Here is a 22893-nt window from a genome sequence, read left to right on the forward strand (position 1 = left end):
CCCCCGATGGGGCCCGGAAAAACCACTCAATAATCGAAGAACACCGTTTCCTTATCCGTCCCCTGCAAAATCACATTCCACTGATACACCCCCGCCGCATCCTGCCGGGCGATCAAGGTGCCACGACGCTCCGAGGGCACACACGCCAGCAACGGGTCCTGCCCATTCAGCGCCTCGCCCTCGAAATAAATCCGCGTGAGCAAGTGCTTCACCAACCCACGGGCAAACACCAGCACCACCAGGTGCGGCGCCTGGGTGGTGCCCTTCAGTCCCGGTACGGCGCCCGGCTTGATGGTGGTAAAGCGGAACCGCCCTTCGGCATCCACCGGTACCCGGCCGAACCCTTCGAAGTTCGGGTCCAGTGCCTTGTCCTGCTCATCCTCCGGGTGATCGTACTTGCCAGCGGCATTGGCCTGCCAGACTTCGAGCATGGCGTCGTTGACGACATCACCATTGCCATCCACCACCTGCCCGCTGATCGCCACGCGCTCGCCAAGGGTGGCAGCCACGGTGAGGTCTTCGCGGTTCAGCCAGGTCAGGCCGATGTGGTAATACGGCCCGACGGTGTGGGACGTGGTCGCATTGAGTGTCATCTCATTTCTCCATCGGCGTGGCGTCGCGGCCGCGCAGGACGATGTCCCAGCGGTAGCCGAGGGCATAGGAAGGAATGGTTTTTTCCAGGTCGAAACGGGCGATCAAGCGTTCCTTGGCCGAGGTGTCCGGCACGCAGTTGTAGATCGGGTCGTATTCCAGCAGCGGGTCTCCAGGGAAATACATCTGCGTGACCAGGCGCGTCAGCACGCTCGGGCCGAACAGCGAAAAGTGGACATGCGCCGGGCGCCACGCGTTGTGGTGGTTGCCCCAGGGATACGCGCCGGGCTTGATGGTCTGGAACTGGTACCAGCCGTCGGCGTCGGTGACCGTGCGGCCGGTGCCGGTGAAGTTCGGGTCCAGCGGTGCGTCGTGCAGGTCGCGCTTATGGTTGTAGCGGCCGGCGGCGTTGGCCTGCCAGATTTCCACGAGGATGCCCGGCACCGGCAGGCCGTTTTCGTCGAGCACGCGGCCGTGAATGATGATGCGTTCGCCTTGGGGCTCGCCTTCATGCTGGGCGGTGAGGTCATTGTCCTTCGGGTTGACCCGCTCGGCGCCGATGGTCGGGCCGGTGATTTCCGACAAGGAATGGGGCAGGAACACCAAGGGCTGCGACGGCGAACGCAGGTTCGTCGACTGGTAGGCCGGGTGCAGGTAATCCGGTTGAGTGCCCGCTTGCGGGCGCCGGTATCCGGGCTTGTCACTCATGGAGCAATCCTCTCTTGTTAGATGCGTTCAATCGCCAGGGCCAGGCCTTGGCCGACGCCCACGCACATGGTCGCCAGGCCTTTGCGGCCGCCGGTTTTTTCAAGCTGATGCAGCGCCGTCAGCACCAGCCGCGCGCCGCTCATGCCCAGCGGATGGCCAAGGGCAATGGCGCCGCCGTTCGGGTTGACCTGGGGTGCGTTGTCGGCAATGCCCAGCTCACGCAAGACGGCCAGGCCTTGGCTGGCGAAGGCCTCGTTGAGTTCGATCACGTCAAAGTCGGTGACGGCCAAGCCAAGGCGCTCGACCAGTTTGCGCACGGCCGGCACCGGGCCGATGCCCATCACCCGTGGCGCGACACCAGCGCTGGCCATGCCCAATACGCGAGCGCGAGCGGTCAGGCCATGTTTCTTGACCGCTTCGGCGGAAGCCAGGATCAGCGCCGCCGCACCGTCATTCACACCCGATGCATTGCCGGCGGTAACGGTCTTGTCGGGGCCATTGACTGGCTTGAGTTTGGCCAGGGCTTCCAGGGTGGTGTCCCGTGGATGCTCGTCCTGCTCTACCACGGTTTCGCCTTTTTTATGGGCGACCCGCACCGGCACGATTTCTTCGGCGAAGAAACCGGCGGCTTGCGCGGCGGCAGTGCGTTGCTGGCTGCGCAGGGCAAAGGCGTCCTGGTCGGCACGGGACACCTTGTAATCGTCGGCGACGTTATCGGCGGTCTGTGGCATCGCATCCACGCCGTACTGCTCTTTCATCAACGGGTTGATAAAACGCCAGCCGATGGTGGTGTCTTCCAGCTTCATGTTGCGCGAGAACGCCGCGTCGGCCTTGCCCATCACGAACGGCGCGCGGGACATCGACTCGACGCCGCCGGCAATCGCCAGCTCCATTTCGCCGCTGGCAATTGCACGGAAAGCGGTGCCAATCGCGTCCATCCCCGAGGCGCACAAACGGTTGAGGGTCACGCCCGGAATGCTTTCCGGCAAGCCCGCCAGCAACAGCGCCATGCGCGCCACGTTGCGGTTGTCTTCACCGGCCTGGTTGGCGCAGCCGAGGAAGACCTCATCGACTGCCGTCCAATCCACCGACGGGTTGCGCTCGATCAAGGCCTTGATCGGCAGCGCCGCCAGGTCATCAGCCCGCACGGTGGACAGGCCACCGCCAAAACGGCCGATGGGGGTACGAATGGCGTCACAGATAAATACATCGCGCATCAGGCTTCTCCCGGTGCTTGGCCATGGGCGGCCGCGGTGCGTGCTTCAAGGTCACGCAGGGCGGTCAGCTCTACATCAGTGGGTTCGGCGGTGGTGTCGACCTGCTCGGCAAACCGAATCGCCCAACCGGTGGCGGCCACCACTTGCTCGCGGGTCACGCCCGGATGCAGCGCGGTGACTACGAACTCATTTGTACCGGCTTCCGGCTCCATGATGCACAGGTCGGTAATGATCCCTACAGGCCCTGCGCCCGGCAGGCCCAGGCGCTTGCGCGAGTCGCCGCCTTCGCCGTGGCCGACCGAGGTGATGAAGTCCAGCTGGTCGACAAACGAACGCGCCGACTGCTTGAGGATGATCAGCACGCTCTTGGCCGAACCGGCGATCTCCGGCGCGCCACCGGCACCCGGCAGGCGCACTTTGGGCTGGTGGTAGTCACCCACCACGGTGGTGTTGATGTTGCCGAAGCGGTCGACCTGGGCGGCGCCGAGGAAGCCCACGTCGATGCGCCCGCCCTGCAGCCAGTAGCGGAAGATCTCGCCGGTCGGCACCACGGTGTCGGCGGTTTCCGCCAGTTCGCCATCACCGATGGACAGTGGCAGTACCGATGGCTTGGCGCCAATCGGGCCGGACTCGTAGATCAGCACCACATCTGGCGACGACGTCAGGCGCGCCAGGTTGGCCGCCTTGGACGGCAAGCCGATGCCAACGAAGCACACGGAGCCGTTCTTGAGGCGGCGCGCGGCGGCAACGGTCATCATTTCATTGGTCGAGTAAGCCATTACTTGGCCTCCTGCGCGGTGGCCAGCCTGGCCTGGAATTCGGTGAAGTCGGCGGTGCCGTGGATGTATTCGTTGATCCAGGCGGTAAAGGTCCCGCGGTCGCGGGCGATCGGGTCCCACGCCTGGTAGAAGCGGTTATCGCGCTCGTTGTAACCATGCGCGTAGGACGGGTGCGCGCCACCAGGTACATGGCACACCGCCGTCAGGGCCCAGGTCGGCAAGACGCAGCTGTTCATCGGTGCATTCAAGTCATCGACGATTTCTTCGACGGTGACGATGCAGCGCTTGGCCGCCAGGGCCGCTTCCTTCTGCACACCGAGGATGCCCCACAGCAACACATTGCCCTTGCGGTCGGCTTTTTGCGCGTGGATCACGGTGACGTCCGGTCGCACCGACGGCACCGCCGCCAGCACTTCGCCGGTGAATGGGCAGGTCACGGTCTTGATCAGCGGGTTGACCTTGGGCAGGTCGGAACCAGCGTAGGCACGCAACACCGCGAATGGCAGGCCCGACGCACCGGCGACGTAGGCATTGGCCAGGTCGGCGTGGCTGTGTTCTTCGATTTCCAGCGGTTGCGGCCATTGCTTCTCGACCGCGTCGCGCAAGCGATGCAGGGAACCCACGCCGGGGTTGCCGCCCCAGGAGAAAATCAACTTGCGGGCACAGCCGGCACCGATCAACTGGTCGTAGATCAGGTCAGGCGTCATACGCACCAGCGTCAGGTCTTTCTTGCCCTGACGAATGATTTCATGACCCGCTGCCGTAGGGATCAGATGGGTGAAGCCTTCGAGGGCGACGGTGTCGCCGTCGTTCACAAATTGCTTCACCGCGTCACGCAGCGCGAGGATTTCAGCCATGGGGTTCGGGCTCCCGGTGTGGATCGAAAAAGGCGCTGAGGTGGCGCCGAAGTGCTTGAAGATTAAGCCGGGGAAATGGGCCAAACAATCCGATAATCGACTCAGCGTTCGATTATCGAACGGATTGTTGCTTGGCTAAGCATTAGGCAAAACTCGATAACTGTGGGAGTGGGCTTACCCCCTCCCACAGGCCTCAGGTGGCGTCGGCATGGCTGACCATGCCTTTGATCACCACGGCCGTGGTGGCCAATGCGGCAGGGATCACCAGAGCGGTGAGCACTTGCTCGAAGTTCCAGCCCAGGCCCAGCAACGTCGCGCCCATCCACGCGCCGAGGATCGCGCCGAAACGGCCGATGCCGAGCATCCACGACACGCCCGTGGCACGGCCTTGAGTGGGGTAGAAACGTGCGGCCAGGGACGGCATCGCCGATTGCGCACCGTTGACACACATCCCGGCAATCAGCACCAGAGTCGCCAGTAAGGTGATACTGCCCAGGCTCTGCCCTACCGCGTAGGCAAACACCCCGGCCAGCAGGTAGAACGTGCCGATGACCTTGTGCGGATTGAACCGGTCCATCGCCCAGCCCACGCCCACCGCGCTCAACACACCACCGAACTGGAACAACGCGCCGATAAACGCGGCCTGCTCCATGCTCGCGCCGCTGTCGCGCATCAGGGTCGGCAGCCAGCTGGTGAGCAGGTACACGATCACCAGGCCCATGAAGTAGGTGAGCCACAGCAACAACGTACCGGCGCTGTAGGTGCCGGAGAAGATCACCGCAAACACGTTGCGCGCCTTGACGGTTTTTTGCTCGGGCACACTGAAACTGCTGGCTTGGGCGACGATGTTCGGCTCAATGGGCGACAAGGTTTTGCGCACCTTGTCGGTCCCCCGATTGCGCACCACCAGGTAGCGCGCCGATTCCGGCAGCCATACCAGCAACACCAGCGCCAGGATCAACGGCAGGATGCCGCCGATCAGCAGCAGGCTGTGCCAACCGAATGCCGGGATCAGCTTGGCCGAGATAAACCCGCCACCGGCCATGCCCAGGTTGAAGCCACAGAACATGCTGGTCACCAGCAACGACTTGTGGCGCTCAGGGGTGTATTCGGACAACAGCGTGGTGGCATTCGGCATGCCGGCGCCCAGGCCGAGCCCGGTCAGGAAGCGCAGCACCAGCAGTTGATCGACGTTGCTGCTGTAGGCCGACGCCAGACTGAATGCACCAAACACCAGCACCGCGCCCACCAGCACCACTTTGCGCCCGAAGCGATCCGCCAGCGGGCCGGAGCCGAGCGCGCCGAAGACCATGCCGATCAACGCGGCGCTCATCACCGGACCGAGGCTGGCGCGGTCGATGCCCCAATCCTGGGACAGCGCCGGCGCGATAAAGCCCATGGCGGCAGTGTCGAGGCCATCCAGGAAAACAATCAGGAAACACAGGATCACCACGCGCCACTGGTAACGGGACAGTGGCTGGGTGTTGATAAAGGACTGCACGTCCAAGGAAGTACCGACAGAGGGCTGATTCATTGTTTTTATTTCCACACCGATGGCGGGCTGACGACCTTGGGTCGTCGTTATTATTGAGCGCTCCCTGGAGCGCTGTCGCACAGTAATAAGCCAGGGAAAACAGCGCAATCGACCCAACCGGGATCTGTGCGGTCACCGAACAGCTTAGGCAAACAGCTGCGCACTCAACTCGCGGCTGGCACTGAGCATGCTCGGCAGGAAGCGCTGCTCCAGCTCGCTGCGGCTGACACGGCCGGCGTGGGTGCTGACGTTCAGCGCGGCCAGCACCTGGCCCGAGGCGTCATACACCGGCACCGCGATGGAGCGCAGGCCCTGCTCCAGTTCCTGGTCGACAATGCACCAGCCTTGCTGACGCACCTGTTGCAGGCAGTCGAACAGCGCGGCGGGCGTGGTCAGGGTGCGGCTGGTCTTGGTCTGCAGGTCGGCGTGGTCGAGATAATCCTGCAGCGAGGCGTCATCCAGCGCCGCGAGCAAGATGCGGCCCATGGAGGTGCAGTAGGCCGGCAGCCGTCCGCCCACCGACAGGTCCACCGAAATCAGGCGCTGGGTGGTGGCCGAACGGGCGATGTAGAGAATGTCGTCGCCTTCGAGGGTCGCCATGTTGCAGGCTTCGTGGAGTTGCTCGCTCATGCGGTCCAGATAAGGCTGGGCGGACACCGCCAGTGGCGTGGACGACAGATAGGCATGGCCCAGGGTCAGGACTTTGGGCAACAGCGAATAGGTACGCCCATCGGTAGTGGCGTAGCCGAGCTTGATCAAGGTGTGCAGGCAACGGCGCACGGCGGCGCGAGGGATTTCGGTGCGGTGGCTGATCTGGGCGATGGTGAGGTGGCGCTTGCGCTCCTGGAACGCCTGCACCACGGCCAGGCCACGGGCCAGGGAGGTCATGAAGTCCGGATCACCGGTAAACGCCTGGATACGCTTGGCCGGGGACGCAACGATCGGCGGCGCCACTGACGCGAAAGAGTTGCGCAATTGATCGTTCATGTCGAGATCCTTTGTCTTATTGTCAACCGCAGGGGAGGATTGGCCACTATTACAAGCTGCGTCAGCCGAGATGTACAAGGCAGGGCCGACAACATTGTGCGATTATCGGACGATCATTCGATTATCGCAATTTGCTCGCAACCTCCCCCTTCACCCACGACGGATTGAAAAAAAACGAGGCCTCTTATTAACGTTTGAAGTTTGGATGGATTCATGACACCCGAATGTGTGCAATTACCAATAGGCGCGTGTAACAAAACACTCATACAAAGTTGACGGTTTTTAACTTTATACCGATAGTGTTATTCAAATGCGCCGCTATAATGCACCCTGTGTACTGGTCCACCCGGTTTCATTATCGGCAACGGAGCTGGCCGCATGATGCACAGGCCGTGCATCGTCGATAGCAACTACCTGCCTTGAATGACGGCACTAGCAGTGTTCACCCATGTCTGTTTCAAACTTGAACGCTATGGCGGTTCGACTTGAAACACCCTGAGGGCGCATTCCGGCATAACGCTGCAACGTATTGACACTCAACTCAATTAGGTAACGATGTGACGAAAGATGAACTGCGCGCGGAACTTGAGCGCCAGGAGCAACGTTACAAGGACGTTTACGGCGGGGAAGTCACCACCTACGCCGCCCAGCCTGAACCTGAGCGCAAACCATGGCGCAAGCGCGCCAGCCTGCTTGACCAGGCCTTTGCACAGGAAATCCAAAAGATTGAACAGGAACTCAAAACCGAAGAGCCCTAGGCGATTCGGTTTGAGCCTCAAGGTCATGGCCCAGGTTGATGGCACTCAGCCATCAGCCAGAAATCTTGCACCCTACCAAGAACGGTAAAATTTCATACAAATGTTTCAGTCGTGACGTTTTTGTGACAATCCCCGCTTCTGGCGCCCTCTGCCATATAAATCAAAGACTTGCCCAAGCCCCGAAAACCCTGGGATGCACGCCCTTTCCGGGATTTTTTTCAGGGAAGATTGATACCGATGAGCAGCTAGTGCATCGATTACTGAGGTTTTCTGGCATAATCGCGCCCCCTTACGACCGGGTCAGAAAACCTTCATGATCGATTTATTCAGCGGACTGGATGCTTGGGTTCTCGTGAGCCTGTTGCTCGCCCTGGCCTTTGTCCTCGCCTTCGAGTTCATCAATGGCTTTCATGACACCGCTAACGCGGTGGCCACAGTCATCTATACCAAAGCCATGCCGCCGCACCTGGCCGTGTTCTTCTCCGGGGTGTTCAACTTCCTCGGCGTGTTGCTCGGTGGTGTCGGTGTCGCCTACGCCATCGTGCACTTGCTGCCGGTGGAGTTGCTGATCAATGTGAACACCGGCCATGGCCTGGCGATGGTCTTCTCTTTATTGGCGGCGGCGATCACCTGGAACCTGGGCACCTGGTACTTCGGTATCCCGGCCTCCAGCTCCCACACCCTGATCGGCTCGATCCTCGGGGTCGGCCTGGCCAACGCCCTGATCAACGACATTCCCCTGGCTGACGGTGTGAACTGGCAGAAAGCCGTGGATATCGGCGCTTCGCTGGTGTTCTCGCCGATGGCCGGCTTCCTGGTTGCAGCCCTGGTGCTGATCGGCCTGAAGTGGTGGCGTCCGCTGTCCAAGATGCACAAGACCCCGGACCAGCGCCGCAAGCTCGATGACAAGAAACACCCGCCGTTCTGGAACCGCCTGGTGCTGGTGATTTCCGCCATGGCCGTGAGTTTCGTGCACGGCTCCAACGACGGCCAGAAGGGTATCGGCCTGATCATGCTGGTGCTGATCGGTATCGTGCCGGCGCAGTTCGTGCTCGACCTGGGCAGCACCACCTACCAGATCGAACGGACCCGCGACGCCACCGTGCATTTGAGCCAGTTCTACCAGCGTAACAACGCCACGCTCGGCGAGTTCCTGGCCCTGGGCAAAAGCGTGCAGAACGACCTGCCTGGTAAGTTCCAGTGCAATCCACAGCAGACCGAGCCGACCATCAACGCGCTGGTCGACACACTCAAAGGCGTGTCCGACTATCACGCGCTGACGGCGGACCAGCGTATTGAAGTGCGCCGCTATCTGCTCTGCCTGGACGACACCGCGAAGAAAGTCGGCAAGCTGCCAGGCCTGGATGCCCGTGAGAAATCCGACCTCGACAAACTGCGCAAAGACCTGACCGCCACTACCGAATACGCCCCGTTCTGGGTGATCCTTGCCGTCGCACTGGCCTTGGGCCTGGGCACCATGGTGGGCTGGAAGCGTGTGGTACTGACCATCGGCGAGAAGATCGGCAAGCAAGGCATGACCTATGCCCAGGGCATGTCGGCACAGATCACCACCGCGACCATGATTGGCTTTGCCAACATCTTCGCGTTGCCGGTGTCGACTACCCACGTGCTGTCGTCGGGCGTGGCCGGCACCATGGTCGCCAACAAAAGCGGCCTGCAGGGCGGCACCGTGAAGACCATCCTGATGGCCTGGGTACTGACCCTGCCGGCAACCGTGGCCCTGTCGGCCGGGTTGTTCTGGTTGGCTTCCAAGGCGCTGGGCAGCTGATAAGCCGCCTGCGATAAAAAAGGTGCGATCCGCGAGGGTCGCACCTTTTTTTATGATCACTATTGGGTTAATTCAGGCGCAAAAAAAGGGCGACCGAAGTCGCCCAAAATGCCTTGCGTGCTCATGTAACCTGGAAAAACTATGGTTTTTTCCGCTTGTTCGCGTCTTTCCAGATAAAAATTCCAAACCCTACAAAAAACATCACCATCAGGCTTACCGTCAGCACTCCGGCGAACACCACATTATCGATAAACATGACCGGCCTCCTGCGCTTGCCCTGTTGCGATAGGGCTAAGTTAATGGAGAAGGCGGATTGGAAAATTGACGGGGATCAATGTCGCCCGCGACGGGGCGTAAAGAAGGGCAATAACTGACCTGCATCAATGGATGCAGGTACTTTCAACGCTTTTTTGGCTTGTTCTTCGGTTTCTTTTTAACTTTGCCGAGTGGCATTGCCTGTTCAAATGCCTGGCGGACTTCATTCAGGCGTTTGTCATTGAGGTCGTGAACGCGCTTGGCGCGCTCGGCATTCAGGTCGATCAGCTTGTCGTCTTCACTCATGGCTTGGCTTACGTCGTGGAGGGAATGACCCAATAATGCGGCCTCCCCCGCTCAACGGCAAATCAGCGGGCGACAAAAGGCAGGTCATCGCACAAAATCGCTGTTTTCCCGAACCAGGAGATTCCCCCAGGTGGCACTGCACAAGGACCTTCCGCCGCTGCTGGCGCTGCGCGCCTTCGAAGCCGTGGCGCGGCACTTGAGTTTTATCAAGGCCGCCAGCGAGTTGTCAGTGACTCAGAGCGCGCTGAGCCATCAGGTGCAAAAGCTTGAGCAGCACCTGGGCAAACCCTTGTTTATCCGACGCACCCGTGCGATCGATCTGACCACCGACGGCCAACAGTACTACGACGAAATCCGCCCAGCCCTCGATGCCATCGCCGCCGCCACACGCGCCCAACGGGTCACCCCCAGCGCCACCGTGCTGCGCATCGGCTTGCTGGCCTCCTTTGCGACCCTGTGGCTGGCGCCCCGCCTGGCAGGCTTCCTCAATCGCTACCCACATATCCAGGTGGAATTGTTGCCGGCCATTCAATTGGCAGACGTGGCAGGTGCGGAGGTCGACCTGGCCATCCGTTATGGCAAAGGCGACTGGCCCGATGTGCAGGCCACGCGACTGATGCCGGAAATCATCTCGCCGGTGTGCAGCCCGACGTTCAAGGCAACGCAAGACAGCCCATTGCTGATGGCCACTTCGCACCGCCCCTTTGAATGGACCGACTGGTCCGAGCACTATCAGGTCGACCTCGGTCACCACCCCCGCGTGATGCTGCACGACTACAACATCGTGGTCGAAGCCGCCGTGGCCGGCCAGGGCATCGCCATGGGCCGTCATCGCCTGATCGAGCGCAGGCTGCAGGACGGCAGCCTGGTGGAAGCCTTCGATTGGCCGCCCTATCACAGCGACATCGGCTACTGGTTGATCGCACCTCAAGGCACCACCAGCGAAGCCGCCGCGTGTTTCAGCCAATGGCTGAGGGAAGCCTGCACCGATACGTGAGCTTTTTCGATACATCGCGTGAGATCTATCCGTTTGTCGCGCCTCGATACAGCCAACATGCTGAAGCCTCCCGACCCAAGAGGATTCATCATGAGCGACTCCCTCCGCCAACGCGTGCAAGCCCTTGGCCTCACGCTGCCAACCCCCAGCCAGCCGATCGCCAACTACATCAACCACGTGGTCAGCCAGAATCACCTGTTCGTCTCCGGGCAAATCCCACTGGTGGATGGTAAACCCGCCTATGTGGGCCGGTTGGGCGAGTCGCTCAGCGATGCAGAAGGTGCTCAAGCAGCGGAACTCGCTGCGCTGGGCCTGCTGGGGCAGTTGAGCAATGCCCTCGGCGATGACCTGTCGCGCCTGGTGCGCACCGTGCGCCTGGGAGTATTCATCGCCAGCAGCGGCGACTTCACGCAACAGAGCGTGGTGGCCAACGGTGCCTCCAACCTGCTGGTCAATGCGCTTGGCGAGAAAGGCCGACATGTGCGCACCGCCGTTGGCGTGTCCAGCCTGCCGGCCGGTGTGGCCGTGGAGGTTGATGCGATTTTCGAGCTGCACCCATGAGCCCGCTTGAAGTCCAGCACCTGCGGGATGACACGCCCGGCTGCCAGTCCGGCATCGTGCACTTCAACCATGCCGGCGCCTCGCTGCCCAGCCAGGCAACCCTCGACGCGATCTTCGAACAACTGCAACGGGAGGCTCGCGACGGCCCGATGGAAGCCGGCGAACATGGCGCCGTGCTGGTGGAAAGAGCCCGCCGCGCCGCCGCACAACTGCTCAACGCTCCTGCCTCATCCATCGCGTTTGCCAGCAGTGGTTCGACCGCCTGGAGCCTGGCGTTCCAGGCCCTGGGCCCCTGGCAACCCGGCGACCGCATTTTGGTAGGCCGTCACGAATGGGGCGGCAACCTGGCCAGCATGGAACTGGCGGTGCAAGCGGGTGCCCGCGTGGAAGTCATCCCCTGCGATGCAAGCGGCGCGGTCTGCCCGGTGGCGTTGGAGTCGATGCTCGATGCCAGGGTAAAGCTGATCGACCTTACGTGGCTCCCGGCCAACGGCGGCCTGATCAACCCCGCCCAGGCCATCGGTGACCTGGCCAGGCGTCACGCCATCCCCTACTTCATCGACGCCGGCCAGGCCGTCGGCCAGGTGCCGGTGGACGTACAAGCATTGCAGTGCGATGTGCTCAAGTCCGCCGGAAGAAAGCACCTGCGCGGTCCACGCGGGACGGCGCTGTTGTATGTGCGGCCGGATTTCCTCGGGCGCCTGAACCCGGCCCAACGCGATGTGTTTTCGGCGCCCTGGACCGCCCAGGGTTTCGATCTGCGCAATGACGCACGGCGCTTTGAAACCAGCGAGGCATCCTTCGCCTTGCTGGCCGGGCTGGGCAATGCGCTGCAGGAGATGAATCGGCTGGGGGTCGAGCGCGCCTGGGAGAGGGTTTCGCAGACCAGCGCGCAAATCCGTGAAGCGTTGCGTGGGATTGCGGGCATTACCCTGCATGACCTGGGCACTTGCCAATCCGGCTTGATCGCCTTCAACCTCACCGGCTGGGATGCCTTTGAACTCAAGCGGCGCCTGGGCTTGAAACGCATCAATATCGGCGCCAACGGCGTGGCCTACACCCCGCTGGATATGCAGGCGCGTGGCCTGGAGAGCGTGGCGCGGATCTCGGTGAGCCCGCTCAACAACGAGCATGATATCGAGCTGCTGATAGCGGCTCTGCGTGAGTTGCGCGACTAAACCTCGACGTCCACCCAAAGGCCCTGGCGCGGTGCATCTTCGATCAGCGGCGCCACTGGCACGGTGTTGTCGGCATTCAACAAATCGCCCGGAATGGCCAGGTGCTGCTCCGGGTCTTCATCGGCTTCACGCCGGCGTCTCTGCTGTTCCTGCTGGCGGCGCTGTTCTTCGCGCAGCAAAAAGGTCGACGTCTCGGCATCGCCTTTTTTCAGGTCGATGGTGCTCTCGTTGGAGCCCGGCTGGACGGGCACCACGGGCGGGATGTCCGGCTTCTGGCGCACCGGATCGAGTTGTGACGTGACCGGCACAACGCTGACGGGCAGCATGGGTGGAAGCATAGTGATTATTCTCCTGATCAACAGGCTGTCGGCGGGTTGCAGGGTGACTTGAGCACAGGCTCGCCAACCTGTGACCCAGTCGACACTCCCAAGTGCCCGCCACCCGTCGATTCGGTTTCCGGCCCCCCACGCAAACGGAGTAGTTTTTGTCAGAGTCCTTGGGCGTGGGGGCTTGTTCCGTTAAGATAGTCGGCTTTTTCACGGCGGGAGTCAGGCAGCATGGCGCAGCAGTATCAACCGGGGCAACGCTGGATTAGTGACAGCGAAGCAGAGCTGGGGTTAGGCACCGTTCTGGCACAGGACGGGCGCTTGTTGACCGTGCTCTATCCGGCCACTGGCGACACTCGTCAGTATGCGCTACGGAATGCGCCACTCACCCGCGTGAGGTTCTCGCCGGGCGACAGCATCACCCATTTCGAAGGCTGGAAAATGACCGTGCAGGAAGTCGACGACGTCGACGGCCTGCTGGTGTACCACGGCCTCAATGGGCAGAACGAGCAGGTCACCCTGCCGGAAACCCAACTCTCCAACTTCATCCAGTTCCGCCTGGCCAGCGACCGTCTGTTCGCCGGGCAGATCGACCCGCTGGCCTGGTTCTCGCTGCGCTATCACACCCTGGAACACACCAGCCGCCAGTTGCAGTCCTCGTTGTGGGGCCTGGGTGGCGTGCGTGCGCAGCCTATCGCGCACCAACTGCACATCGCCCGTGAAGTCGCCGACCGTATCGCGCCACGGGTCTTGCTGGCGGACGAAGTGGGCCTGGGCAAGACCATCGAAGCCGGCCTGGTGATCCATCGCCAACTGTTGTCGGGCCGCGCCAACCGCGTGTTGATCCTGGTTCCGGAAAACCTGCAGCACCAATGGCTGGTGGAAATGCGCCGCCGTTTCAACCTGCAGGTGGCGCTGTTCGACGAAGAACGTTTTATCGAAAGCGATGCCACCAACCCGTTCGAAGACACCCAGCTTGCGTTGGTCGCCCTGGAGTGGCTGGTCGACGACGAGAAGGCCCAGGACGCGCTATTTGCCGCCGGCTGGGACCTGCTGGTGGTCGACGAAGCCCACCACCTGGTGTGGCATGAAGACAAGGCCAGCCCCGAGTACGCGCTGGTCGAGCAACTGGCCGAAGTGATTCCCGGCGTGCTGCTGCTCACCGCCACCCCGGAGCAATTGGGCCAGGACAGCCACTTCGCGCGCCTGCGCCTGCTCGACCCGAACCGCTTCCATGACCTCGCCGCCTTCCGCGCCGAGAGCGAGAACTATCGCCCGGTGGCCGAAGCCGTGCAGGAGCTGCTGGACAAGGGTCGCCTGTCACCTGCCGCACACAAGACCATCCAGGGTTTCCTCGGCGACGAAGGTGAAGCCCTGCTCACCGCCGTCAACGATGGCGACACCGAAGCCAGCGCGCGCCTGGTGCGTGAGCTGCTCGACCGCCACGGCACCGGCCGTGTGCTGTTCCGCAACACCCGCGCCGCCGTGCAGGGTTTCCCGGAGCGCAAGCTGCATGCCTACCCGCTGCCGAACCCGGACGAATACCTGGAGCTGCCGCTGGGCGAACACGCCGAGCTGTACCCCGAAGTCAGCTTCCAGGCGCAGCCGGACGTCGAAGAAGAAAACCGCTGGTGGCGCTTCGACCCTCGGGTCGAATGGCTGATCGACCAGCTGAAAATGCTCAAGCGCACCAAGGTCCTGGTGATCTGCGCCCACGCCGAAACTGCCATGGACCTGGAAGACGCCCTGCGCGTACGCTCCGGCATTCCGGCCACGGTGTTCCACGAGGGCATGAACATCCTCGAGCGTGACCGCGCCGCCGCCTACTTCGCCGATGAAGAGTTTGGCGCCCAGGTATTGATCTGCTCGGAAATCGGCAGTGAAGGCCGCAACTTCCAGTTCTCCCATCACCTGGTGCTGTTCGACCTGCCGTCCCACCCCGACCTGCTGGAACAGCGCATCGGCCGCCTGGACCGGATCGGCCAGAAACACGTGATCGAACTGCACGTGCCGTACCTGGAAACCAGCCCGCAAGAGCGCCTGTTCCAGTGGTACCACGAAGCGCTGAACGCGTTCCTCAACACCTGCCCGACCGGCAACGCCTTGCAGCATCAGTTCGGCCCGCGCCTGCTGCCGCTGCTGGAAAACGCCGACGACGGCGAGTGGCAAGCCCTGATCGACGAGGCCCGTGCCGAGCGCGAGCGCCTGGAAGAAGAGCTGCACACCGGTCGCGACCGCCTGCTGGAACTCAATTCCGGCGGCGCGGGTGAAGGTGATGCCCTGGTCGAAGACATCCTCGAGCAGGACGACCAGTTCGCCCTGCCGATCTACATGGAAACCCTGTTCGACGCGTTCGGTATCGACAGCGAAGACCATTCGGAAAACGCGCTGATCCTCAAGCCCAGCGAAAAAATGCTCGACGCCAGCTTCCCCCTGGGCGACGACGAAGGGGTGACCATCACCTACGACCGTAACCAGGCACTGTCCCGTGAAGACATGCAGTTCATCACCTGGGAACACCCGATGGTGCAGGGCGGCATGGACCTGGTGCTGTCCGGCTCCATGGGCAACACCGCCGTGGCGCTGATCAAGAACAAGGCGCTCAAGCCGGGCACCGTGTTGCTGGAACTGCTCTACGTCAGCGAAGTGGTTGCCCCGCGCTCCCTGCAACTGGGCCGTTACCTGCCGCCGGCCGCCCTGCGCTGCCTGTTGGATGCGAACGGCAACGACCTGTCCAGCCGCGTGTCGTTCGAAACCCTCAACGACCAGTTGGAAAGCGTGCCACGCGCCAGCGCCAACAAGTTCGTGCAGGCCCAGCGCGATCAACTCACGCCACGGATCAACGCCGGTGAAGAGAAGATCACCCCGCGCCACGCCGAGCGTGTGGCCGAAGCCAAGCGTCGCCTGGCGGCGGACACCGACGAAGAACTGGCGCGCCTGACGGCGTTGCAGGCGGTCAACCCGACCGTGCGTGACAGTGAGCTGGTGGCCCTGCGCAATCAGCGCGAGCAAGGTTTGGCCATGCTGGACAAGGCGGCGCTGCGGTTGGAAGCGATTCGGGTGTTGGTGGCGGGTTGATCACCGCCCTGCCCTGTTAAATGAAAAAGACCCGCGCAATGCGGGTCTTTTTCATTGGCCTTGGAGGCCCCATCGGGGGCAAGCCCCCTCCCACAACTGATCGGTGATCGACATGACAGCACCGTCAAATGTGGGAGGGTTCTACACCCCGATGGCGTCACCTCACTATCAGGCCGTTGCAGCAGCAGCCGGCACCTCAACCGCCCCCAACCCATCCTTCATCCGCTTGGAATCGCGCACAAAACTGCGCGACGCCTGGAACAGGAACAGCATGGTCAGGAACAACGCCACCGGAATCAGGTACATGGCATCGTGCAATCCCACCGCCTTGTAAGCCTCGGTCATCTGCTGCGCCCCCGCTGCATACATCGCCGAATGGGCAAAGTAGTCAGATAAGCCACCCACCACGATCGGCCCCATCCCGCCGCCCAGCAAATACAAGCCTGCGAAGAACAGCGCCATCGCCGTGGCCCGCAGGCGCGGCTCGACCACGTCCTGGATCGCTGTGTACACGCAGGTGTAGAAGTTGTAGGCAAACAACCAGCCCACGCTGAACAGCGCCACGAACACACCAATCTCGATGCGCCCGGCGTGCAATGCCCACGCGGTGGTCACGGTAGAGATGATCAGACTGAACGCCGCAAACAAGAGACGGCCATTGGCGACCCGCTGATGGATCTTGTCGGCAACCCAGCCGCCCAGGGTCAGGCCCACCAGGCCGGTCAGGCCAACGATCACCCCGGTGGCGACCGCAGCGTCCTGCAAGGGCATCAGGAAGTAACGCTGCAACATCGGCACCAGGAACGAATTGCAGGCGTAGGTGGCGAAGTTGAAGCACAACCCCGCCAACACCAGCCACAGGAAGGTCGGCACCGCCAGCACGCGACGGATCGGGCGGTCGACACGCTCCTGGGAAACCTGCACGGTTTCTGCCGCGCCGCGCTTGGGCTCCTTGATATAGAACATGAACACCGCCAGGATCAACCCCGGCACAGCGGCGATAAAGAACGGAGCGCGCCAGCTGTCGAACGCCTTGACCATCCAGCCGATGGTGAAGAATGCCAGCAGCAACCCCAACGGCAGGCCCAGCATGAAAATCCCCATGGCCCGCGCACGGCGGTGTGCCGGGAACAGATCGCCAATCAGCGAGTTGGCGGCCGGCGCATAGCTGGCCTCACCAATACCGATGCCCATGCGCACCAGCAGAAACGTCCAGAAACTGCCGACCAGGCCATTAACCGCCGTCAGCCCGCTCCAGGCGAACAGGCCCCAGCCCATCAGTTTGCTGCGTGAGCCGGTGTCGGCCAGCCGCCCGAGCGGTAGCCCGGCAATCGCGTAGACGATGGTGAAGGCGGTGCCGATAATCCCGAGCTGAAAGTCGCTCAGGTGCCATTCCATGCGGATTGGCTCGATGATGATCGCCGGGATGGTGCGGTCGAAGAAGTTGAACAGGTTGGCGAGGAACAGCAGGAACAGAATGCGCCAGGCATTCGCCGCTTGGGTCGAGTTCTGCATGGGTCCGTCTCTTTTATTGTTATGAGAGCTGCGATGCCCGATGCATCCTGCCCGGTACCTGCAACATAGTCAGGCAGGGCCCGGTTGTCTGTAATGATTCGTAAAGCTGATAGGGCATGATTTCGCCCGGCAACACGGGACTTTCCCCACAAAAATATAAGTGCGCGCCCCCCTTCCCAACGGCCATGGCACGGATAGAATGGCGAGCCTTCCGTAGCATCCCCAACCTACTTTTCTTATTGATGACGCCCATGTCCGAAGCCAGTCCGTGTCTGAATTGCGGTGCCTGCTGTTCACACTTTCGTGTGTCTTTCTTCTGGGGTGAGTGCGCCTCGTCGGGAGGCACGGTGCCCGATGACCTGGTGGTGCAGATCAACCCGACCCGCGTTGCAATGATCGGCACCGACCAGAAACCCGCGCGCTGCTGCAGCCTTGAGGGCGAAGTGGGCCAGGGCACCCGTTGCACGATCTACGAACAGCGCTCAAGCGTGTGCCGCGAGTTCGAGTCCTCGTGGTACGAGGGCGTGCACAACGCCGATTGTGATGCAGCCCGTGCCGCCTTTGGCCTGGCACCGCTGGAACAGCCTTTGGAACTGGCGTTGCCGATCAGCGCTTAGCATCAAACGCTATGGACGGCATGCCAAAATCGTAGCAAAGCAAAATGCCATTACTCCTTGCGCATTCTCCTATGCTTCTATACTCGACCTCATAGGTCATCGCCTCAGGCAGTGACGTGACTCTATGACGGGACATGCTATGGAATGGCTAGGTCTGCATTTTTTTACCGAGCTTCCAGAGAGCGGGCACTTATTACTCAATTGCAGTCATAACCCCTTCCTGGTGCTGCTCGCCTATCTGGTCGCTTGCGCGGCCGGCTTCGGTACGCTGGACATGGCCGAACGTGTCGGCCATGTCGAGGACGCTACCGCCAGACGTCATTGGCGCTGGCTCGGCGCCGGTTGCCTGGCAGGCGGGATCTGGTCCACCCATTTCATCAGCATGCTGGCCTTCCAGGCACCCATCGCAATCCACTACGAATTATTGATGACGTTTGCTTCGCTGTTGATTGCGTTGGTCGCCTCGTTGTTCGCCATGCAAACCCTCAGTCATTCCAACCTGCGTTTCCACCAGTACCTGCTGGCGTCGGTGTGGATGGGCATCGGCATCGCATTGATGCACTACGTCGGCATGTCTGCCATGCGCTCACAGGCCCAGGTCTATTTCGAGTCCGGACTGTTCATGGCCTCGGTGGGCATCGCCATCGGTGCCAGCCTGTCTGCGCTGTTGCTGTCGAGCTACCTGCGTACCGGCGCCGGTGTGTTCCATCAACTGCTCAAGTACGCTGCCAGCCTGGTACTCGGCGCCGGGATCCTGAGCATGCACTTTACCGGCATGGCGGCCATGCGACTCATCGTTCCCACCGGGGCCGACCTTTCGTTACCCCTGGATAACAACCCCATTCAACTGGGCCTGTCGGTGGCCGTCATCACCCTGCTGGTGATCGGCAGCAGCATCAGCGCCGCCCTGGCGGACAAGAAACTGCAGCACAAGGAACGCGACCTGCGGCGGGTCAACGCCCTGCTCAGCGAACTGGACCAGGCCCGAGCATCGCTGCAACAGGTGGCGCATTACGACGCCCTCACCAGCCTGCTCAATCGCCGCGGCTTCAACCAGATCTTTGCGGAGAAGCTCGCCGAAAAAACCGCGTCAAACGGCATGATGGCGGTGATCTTCCTCGATATCGACCACTTCAAGCGCATCAATGACAGCCTCGGGCATGACGCCGGCGACCAGTTGCTCACCGTGCTGGCCGGGCATATCAAGGGTTCGGTACGCAGCCACGCGGATGTAGTGGCGCGCTTTGGCGGCGATGAATTCTGCATCCTGATCAGCATCCACCACCGCGACGAAGCGCGGCACCTGGCCCAACGCATCATGCAGCAGATGAAAGAACCCATCGAACTGGCCGGCCGGCGCATGGTGATGACCACCAGTATTGGCATCAGCCTGTTCCCCGACGATGGCCTGACCTGCGAAGAGCTGCTGAAAACCGCCGACCTGGCGCTGTACCAGTCCAAGGACGCCGGGCGTAACAACCTGAATTTCTTCAGTTCAAACCTGAAGACCCGCGCGTTCCTCGAACTGCAACTGGAGGAAGAACTGCGCAGCGCCCTGCGCACCCGCAACCAACTGGTGTTGTTCTATCAACCGATCTTTGACATGAAACTCGGCAAGGTCACACGCCTGGAAGCCTTGGTGCGCTGGCAACATCCCCAGCATGGGTTGCTGGCGCCGGACCGGTTTATCGGTATCGCAGAAAGCAACGGGCTGATTGCCGAACTGGACCACTGGGTATTGCGCCAGGCCTGTCATGACCTGAGCCTGCTGTCTGACCGGGGCTACACCGATCTGACCATGGCGGTGAACTGCTCGGCCCTGAACCTGGCCCGTGACGAGCTGGCGGACGAAATCGAAGACGCCTTGCGCTTCAGTGGCATCGGCGCGAACCGCCTGGAACTGGAAGTCACCGAAAATGCACTGATGGGCAACATCAGCAGTACCCTGGCGTTACTGCGGCAAATCCGCGCGCTGGGCGTATCGCTGGCCATCGACGACTTTGGTACCGGCTACTCTTCCCTTGCCTACCTCAAGCGCCTGCCACTCAACACGTTGAAGATCGACCGCTCGTTTATCCAGGATATTCCCAGGTCCACCGCCGATATCGAGATTGTCCAGGCGGTTATCGGCATGGCCCATACCCTGCACCTGGAAGTCGTGACCGAAGGCGTGGAAACCCAGGCCCAGTTCGAGGTGCTGCTCAAGCATGGCTGCGATTTCGTCCAGGGTTACCTGCTGAGCCCGGCGGTGCCGGCCAGTGACATCGTTGGTGTGATGCAAGGCATCAACATGCGTAACCCGCTACACACAACCAGTACGCTGGCCGCCAAAGACATCAGTGCACCAAAGGAACCTGCCCCGGGTCGCGGTGGGTCCACGTCCATCGTCAGGCCAATTCGCTGACGCCGAATCTTTGGCATTTCGCCATCATTTGCCTAAAGAACCCCGACGAACGGCCGATTCATCAGAGTCCGGCCGTGTTCCCCCTGAAATCACAGGGGTAAAACCCAATCGTCCAGGACAAGGACGCACTGTAAAGTCGCGAACACCCATTCCGTGATGGCCCCTTGATCTGTTTCAGCCATCCGCCCAGGCACATGGCGCACAATGACTTCTAAAAATAACTCTGCCACCGTGGTATCCGATGTATTGCTCCCAGCGCCTGCGGACACCCCCCCAGGTTCAAAGTCATTGAGCACCGCCCGCCCGCTGGCCACCCAGCAATACCTGTACTTCACCGAAACCAATACCGACCGCATCCTCGACAACCTCGACGGCCTGCGCGACATGGTGTTCCCGCGCCCGCCCCACCTGGAAGGCGACAGCGACCCGCGCAACGAACAGGAATTCCCCTCGGTGTGCCTGATCGGCCTGGGCCGCTGCGGTTCGAACATCGCGCTGGACGTGGCGGAACTGGTGTACAACGCGCGCAAGTTCTACCTGAACGAATTCAGCAACGAAGATAAGTCACAGGACAAGGGTTACAGCCCGGCCCAGTGGATCCGCAACAACCTGCGCCTGGGCAGCGGCAAGGCCAGCAAACCGGTATTCCTCGTCGAGCCGCTGGTGATGCTGGGCGACCTGGACAAGGACATCGCCGGACGTATCCGCTTCTCGCGCAAGGGCGAGAAAAGCGGTTTCCTGCGCGACTACAGCAAGATGAAAATCATGGACCTGTCGGAAGTCCATGCTGGCGGCGCCGGTAACGCGCCAATCCTCGGCCAGTACCTGGCCAAGATCATCCTGAACAAAGACACCCAGCGTTTTTCCAGCCCCGACTGGAAGATGATCCACTCGTACCTGATCGACTCCTGCGGTATCAAAGCCAACCAGTCGCGCCTGTACTTCTCGATCTTCAGCGCCGGCGGCGGCACGGGTTCAGGCATGGCCTCGGAATTCGGCCTGGCCCAGCAACACTCGTACATGAACAAGACCTTCGACACCAAGCCCGCCGATGAGCACGACAGCAAGAGCGGTCACGCCTTTGTGTTCGAGCCGATCTTCACCAGCGGCATCTGCGTGCTGCCGAACATTTCCGACCACCGCAGCGAAATGTCCGAGGCGCTGCACATCAACGCCGGGCGACTGCTGTGCAAATACCTGTCGGAAGAATGGGATTTCTCGTACAACTTCGCCAATGAAGACAGCAGCGAAGCCAGCGTGAAGGGACGGATCCGGCCGTGGAACGCGATGATGCTGATCTCCAATGACATCATGCGTTATGCCGAAGAAAGCGATGACGGCAATATCCAGAACATTGACGTCAATGCCATGGAAAAACACGCCAACCAGTATATTTCCCAGCAGATCTTCAACATCCTCACCGCCCAGGCCGTGACCACCGACTACGACCAGAACTACTTCCGGCGCGCCGGCATCGACATCGGCGAAACCATTCGCCTGGATGCCAACGACCTGTTCATGAGCCTGGCCGGCCCGGTGGCGATTGCCTACGCCGAGTCCGTGGTCCCGGAAACCCCGGCGCCGTCGAACGACAAGTTCAAGGTGTTCGAGAAAGAGCCGCAGCGCCTGAACATCGACGACCTGTTCTTCCGCTCCATCGACCTGCCGCACTTCAACAAGATCACCCAGGCCATCGAAGGCATCAGCCTGTTGCCGATCGAATCCAAGCGCTACAAGGCGTCCCTGGAACAGTACAAGAACTCTGGCTACGACGCGGCCGCGCTGCATGACCTGCACTTCTTCAAGAACTGCTCGTCGGTGGTCTCGATTGTGTCGCTGCCCAAGGACTACAAGCTGTCCTACATGGACCTGAATCGGCTCAAGACCCACCTCAACAGCCTGTTCCCCAACACCACGCTCAAGCGCTACGCCCTGGTGATCGGCGCCTCGGCCAACCTGTCGCTGACCACCCTGATCGCCAAGAGCCCGTGCCTGTCGGATGACTTCCTCACATTGATCGTGGCCTTCATCAAACGCTGTTTTGCGCGCAACCCGTACCGCTTCGATGACACGCTGGATAACTCGATCCTGGACTTCATCATCCACGAGGACTTCGACGAAGATCGTATCGACGAGTTGCTCAACGAGTTCGAGAACCCGGCGAAGATCCTCGATACCAACTGGTACGCGATCAAGCCGATGTATGAGAAGAAGTACCGCGAGCTGATCAACGACAAGGAGAAGTTCGTGTCGATCAATGACATTCGCCTGTCACGGGATTGCGTGAAGAAGGCGATCAAGTACCTGCGTGAGATCTACCGCCACCGAATTGGCAAGACCAAAGTTATCTCCTTGAACAACCATACCGGCAAGACGGCTTAGACCGAGGCGCGCCCATCGCAGGCAAGCCAGCTCCCACACTTGGAATGCATTTCA

At 61.4% G+C, this 22893-nt stretch carries 20 protein-coding genes; 9 read left to right on the plus strand and 11 right to left on the minus strand.

Annotated elements, in window-relative coordinates:
* Positions 1–26: 26 nt before the first annotated feature.
* The 7 genes from pcaG to pcaR form a co-directional block, all read right to left on the minus strand.
* Positions 27–593 (minus strand): protocatechuate 3,4-dioxygenase subunit alpha, encoded by a 567-nt coding sequence (pcaG, locus tag BMX59_RS00370; RefSeq protein ID WP_092241279.1) that lies wholly within the window; start codon positions 591–593, stop codon positions 27–29.
* A gap of 1 nt (position 594) precedes the next feature.
* A complete protein-coding gene (gene pcaH / locus BMX59_RS00375; RefSeq protein WP_092241276.1) occupies positions 595–1299 on the minus strand; it encodes a protocatechuate 3,4-dioxygenase subunit beta in 705 nt (234 codons plus the stop codon).
* A gap of 17 nt (positions 1300–1316) precedes the next feature.
* Positions 1317–2519 carry a 3-oxoadipyl-CoA thiolase gene (gene pcaF, locus BMX59_RS00380; protein WP_175486656.1) on the minus strand — a complete coding sequence of 401 codons (1203 nt, stop codon included), beginning with the start codon at positions 2517–2519 and terminating at the stop codon, positions 1317–1319.
* On the minus strand, positions 2516–3295 hold the full coding sequence (locus tag BMX59_RS00385; RefSeq protein ID WP_092241272.1) for a CoA-transferase subunit beta: 780 nt from the start codon (positions 3293–3295) through the stop codon (positions 2516–2518). The genes pcaF and BMX59_RS00385 overlap by 4 nt, the downstream gene beginning before the upstream one ends.
* Positions 3295–4152 (minus strand): CoA transferase subunit A, encoded by an 858-nt coding sequence (locus BMX59_RS00390; protein ID WP_092241270.1) that lies wholly within the window; start codon positions 4150–4152, stop codon positions 3295–3297. Before BMX59_RS00390 ends, BMX59_RS00385 begins: the two co-directional genes overlap by 1 nt.
* Before the next feature lie 193 nt (positions 4153–4345).
* The gene (locus BMX59_RS00395; protein WP_092241268.1) at positions 4346–5686 is read right to left on the minus strand and encodes a 4-hydroxybenzoate transporter PcaK; all 1341 of its coding nucleotides are present in this window, start codon (positions 5684–5686) and stop codon (positions 4346–4348) included.
* Between the two features lie 144 nt (positions 5687–5830).
* Positions 5831–6673 (minus strand): pca regulon transcriptional regulator PcaR, encoded by an 843-nt coding sequence (gene pcaR, locus BMX59_RS00400; protein WP_071488865.1) that lies wholly within the window; start codon positions 6671–6673, stop codon positions 5831–5833.
* Positions 6674–7230: 557 nt separating this feature from the next.
* Here pcaR and BMX59_RS00405 point away from each other — a divergent pair.
* Together BMX59_RS00405 and BMX59_RS00410 are read left to right on the plus strand one after the other, a co-directional pair.
* Entirely contained in the window at positions 7231–7431 is a 201-nt protein-coding gene (locus BMX59_RS00405) for a hypothetical protein (protein ID WP_003189295.1), read from the plus strand.
* 313 nt (positions 7432–7744) lie between these two features.
* On the plus strand, positions 7745–9220 hold the full coding sequence (locus BMX59_RS00410; RefSeq protein ID WP_092241266.1) for an inorganic phosphate transporter: 1476 nt from the start codon (positions 7745–7747) through the stop codon (positions 9218–9220).
* Between the two features lie 139 nt (positions 9221–9359).
* Here the strand turns inward: BMX59_RS00410 and ccoM are convergent, their stop codons facing one another.
* Together ccoM and BMX59_RS30390 are read right to left on the minus strand one after the other, a co-directional pair.
* Positions 9360–9476, minus strand: a complete 117-nt coding sequence (gene ccoM, locus BMX59_RS30940; protein WP_010212341.1) for a cytochrome c oxidase subunit CcoM — start codon at positions 9474–9476, stop codon at positions 9360–9362.
* A 143-nt stretch (positions 9477–9619) separates the two neighbouring features.
* Positions 9620–9781 (minus strand): hypothetical protein, encoded by a 162-nt coding sequence (locus tag BMX59_RS30390; RefSeq protein WP_017137225.1) that lies wholly within the window; start codon positions 9779–9781, stop codon positions 9620–9622.
* 130 nt (positions 9782–9911) lie between these two features.
* Here BMX59_RS30390 and BMX59_RS00420 point away from each other — a divergent pair, with 130 nt between their 5' ends.
* From BMX59_RS00420 to BMX59_RS00430, 3 genes are all read left to right on the plus strand, one after another.
* Positions 9912–10778 carry a LysR substrate-binding domain-containing protein gene (locus BMX59_RS00420; protein ID WP_093119259.1) on the plus strand — a complete coding sequence of 289 codons (867 nt, stop codon included), beginning with the start codon at positions 9912–9914 and terminating at the stop codon, positions 10776–10778.
* A gap of 90 nt (positions 10779–10868) precedes the next feature.
* Positions 10869–11339 carry a RidA family protein gene (locus tag BMX59_RS00425; RefSeq protein WP_071488861.1) on the plus strand — a complete coding sequence of 157 codons (471 nt, stop codon included), beginning with the start codon at positions 10869–10871 and terminating at the stop codon, positions 11337–11339.
* Entirely contained in the window at positions 11336–12517 is a 1182-nt protein-coding gene (locus BMX59_RS00430; RefSeq protein ID WP_093119261.1) for an aminotransferase class V-fold PLP-dependent enzyme, read from the plus strand. Before BMX59_RS00425 ends, BMX59_RS00430 begins: the two co-directional genes overlap by 4 nt.
* On the opposite strand, the gene BMX59_RS00435 is transcribed toward BMX59_RS00430, so the two are convergent.
* A complete protein-coding gene (locus tag BMX59_RS00435; RefSeq protein ID WP_092241258.1) occupies positions 12514–12855 on the minus strand; it encodes an aspartate-semialdehyde dehydrogenase in 342 nt (113 codons plus the stop codon). The two genes, BMX59_RS00430 and BMX59_RS00435, sit on opposite strands and share 4 nt — an antisense overlap.
* 219 nt (positions 12856–13074) lie before the next feature.
* Between BMX59_RS00435 and rapA the strand changes: the two genes are divergently transcribed.
* Positions 13075–15921, plus strand: coding sequence for an RNA polymerase-associated protein RapA (gene rapA, locus BMX59_RS00440; RefSeq protein WP_071488858.1), 2847 nt, complete (start codon positions 13075–13077; stop codon positions 15919–15921).
* 168 nt (positions 15922–16089) lie between these two features.
* On the opposite strand, the gene BMX59_RS00445 is transcribed toward rapA, so the two are convergent.
* Positions 16090–17436: a spinster family MFS transporter gene (locus BMX59_RS00445; RefSeq protein ID WP_093119266.1), complete on the minus strand. Its 1347-nt coding sequence runs from the start codon at positions 17434–17436 to the stop codon at positions 16090–16092.
* A 251-nt stretch (positions 17437–17687) separates the two neighbouring features.
* Here BMX59_RS00445 and BMX59_RS00455 point away from each other — a divergent pair, with 251 nt between their 5' ends.
* From BMX59_RS00455 to BMX59_RS00465, 3 genes are all read left to right on the plus strand, one after another.
* Positions 17688–18053, plus strand: coding sequence for a YkgJ family cysteine cluster protein (locus BMX59_RS00455; protein ID WP_071488855.1), 366 nt, complete (start codon positions 17688–17690; stop codon positions 18051–18053).
* Between the two features lie 139 nt (positions 18054–18192).
* Positions 18193–20457, plus strand: a complete 2265-nt coding sequence (locus BMX59_RS00460; protein WP_092241250.1) for a putative bifunctional diguanylate cyclase/phosphodiesterase — start codon at positions 18193–18195, stop codon at positions 20455–20457.
* Positions 20458–20661: 204 nt separating this feature from the next.
* The gene (locus BMX59_RS00465; RefSeq protein WP_093119269.1) at positions 20662–22839 is read left to right on the plus strand and encodes a hypothetical protein; all 2178 of its coding nucleotides are present in this window, start codon (positions 20662–20664) and stop codon (positions 22837–22839) included.
* Positions 22840–22893: the final 54 nt, after the last annotated feature.

It is taken from the genome of Pseudomonas sp. NFR09, from assembly GCF_900111535.1.
Lineage (GTDB): Bacteria > Pseudomonadota > Gammaproteobacteria > Pseudomonadales > Pseudomonadaceae > Aquipseudomonas > Aquipseudomonas extremorientalis.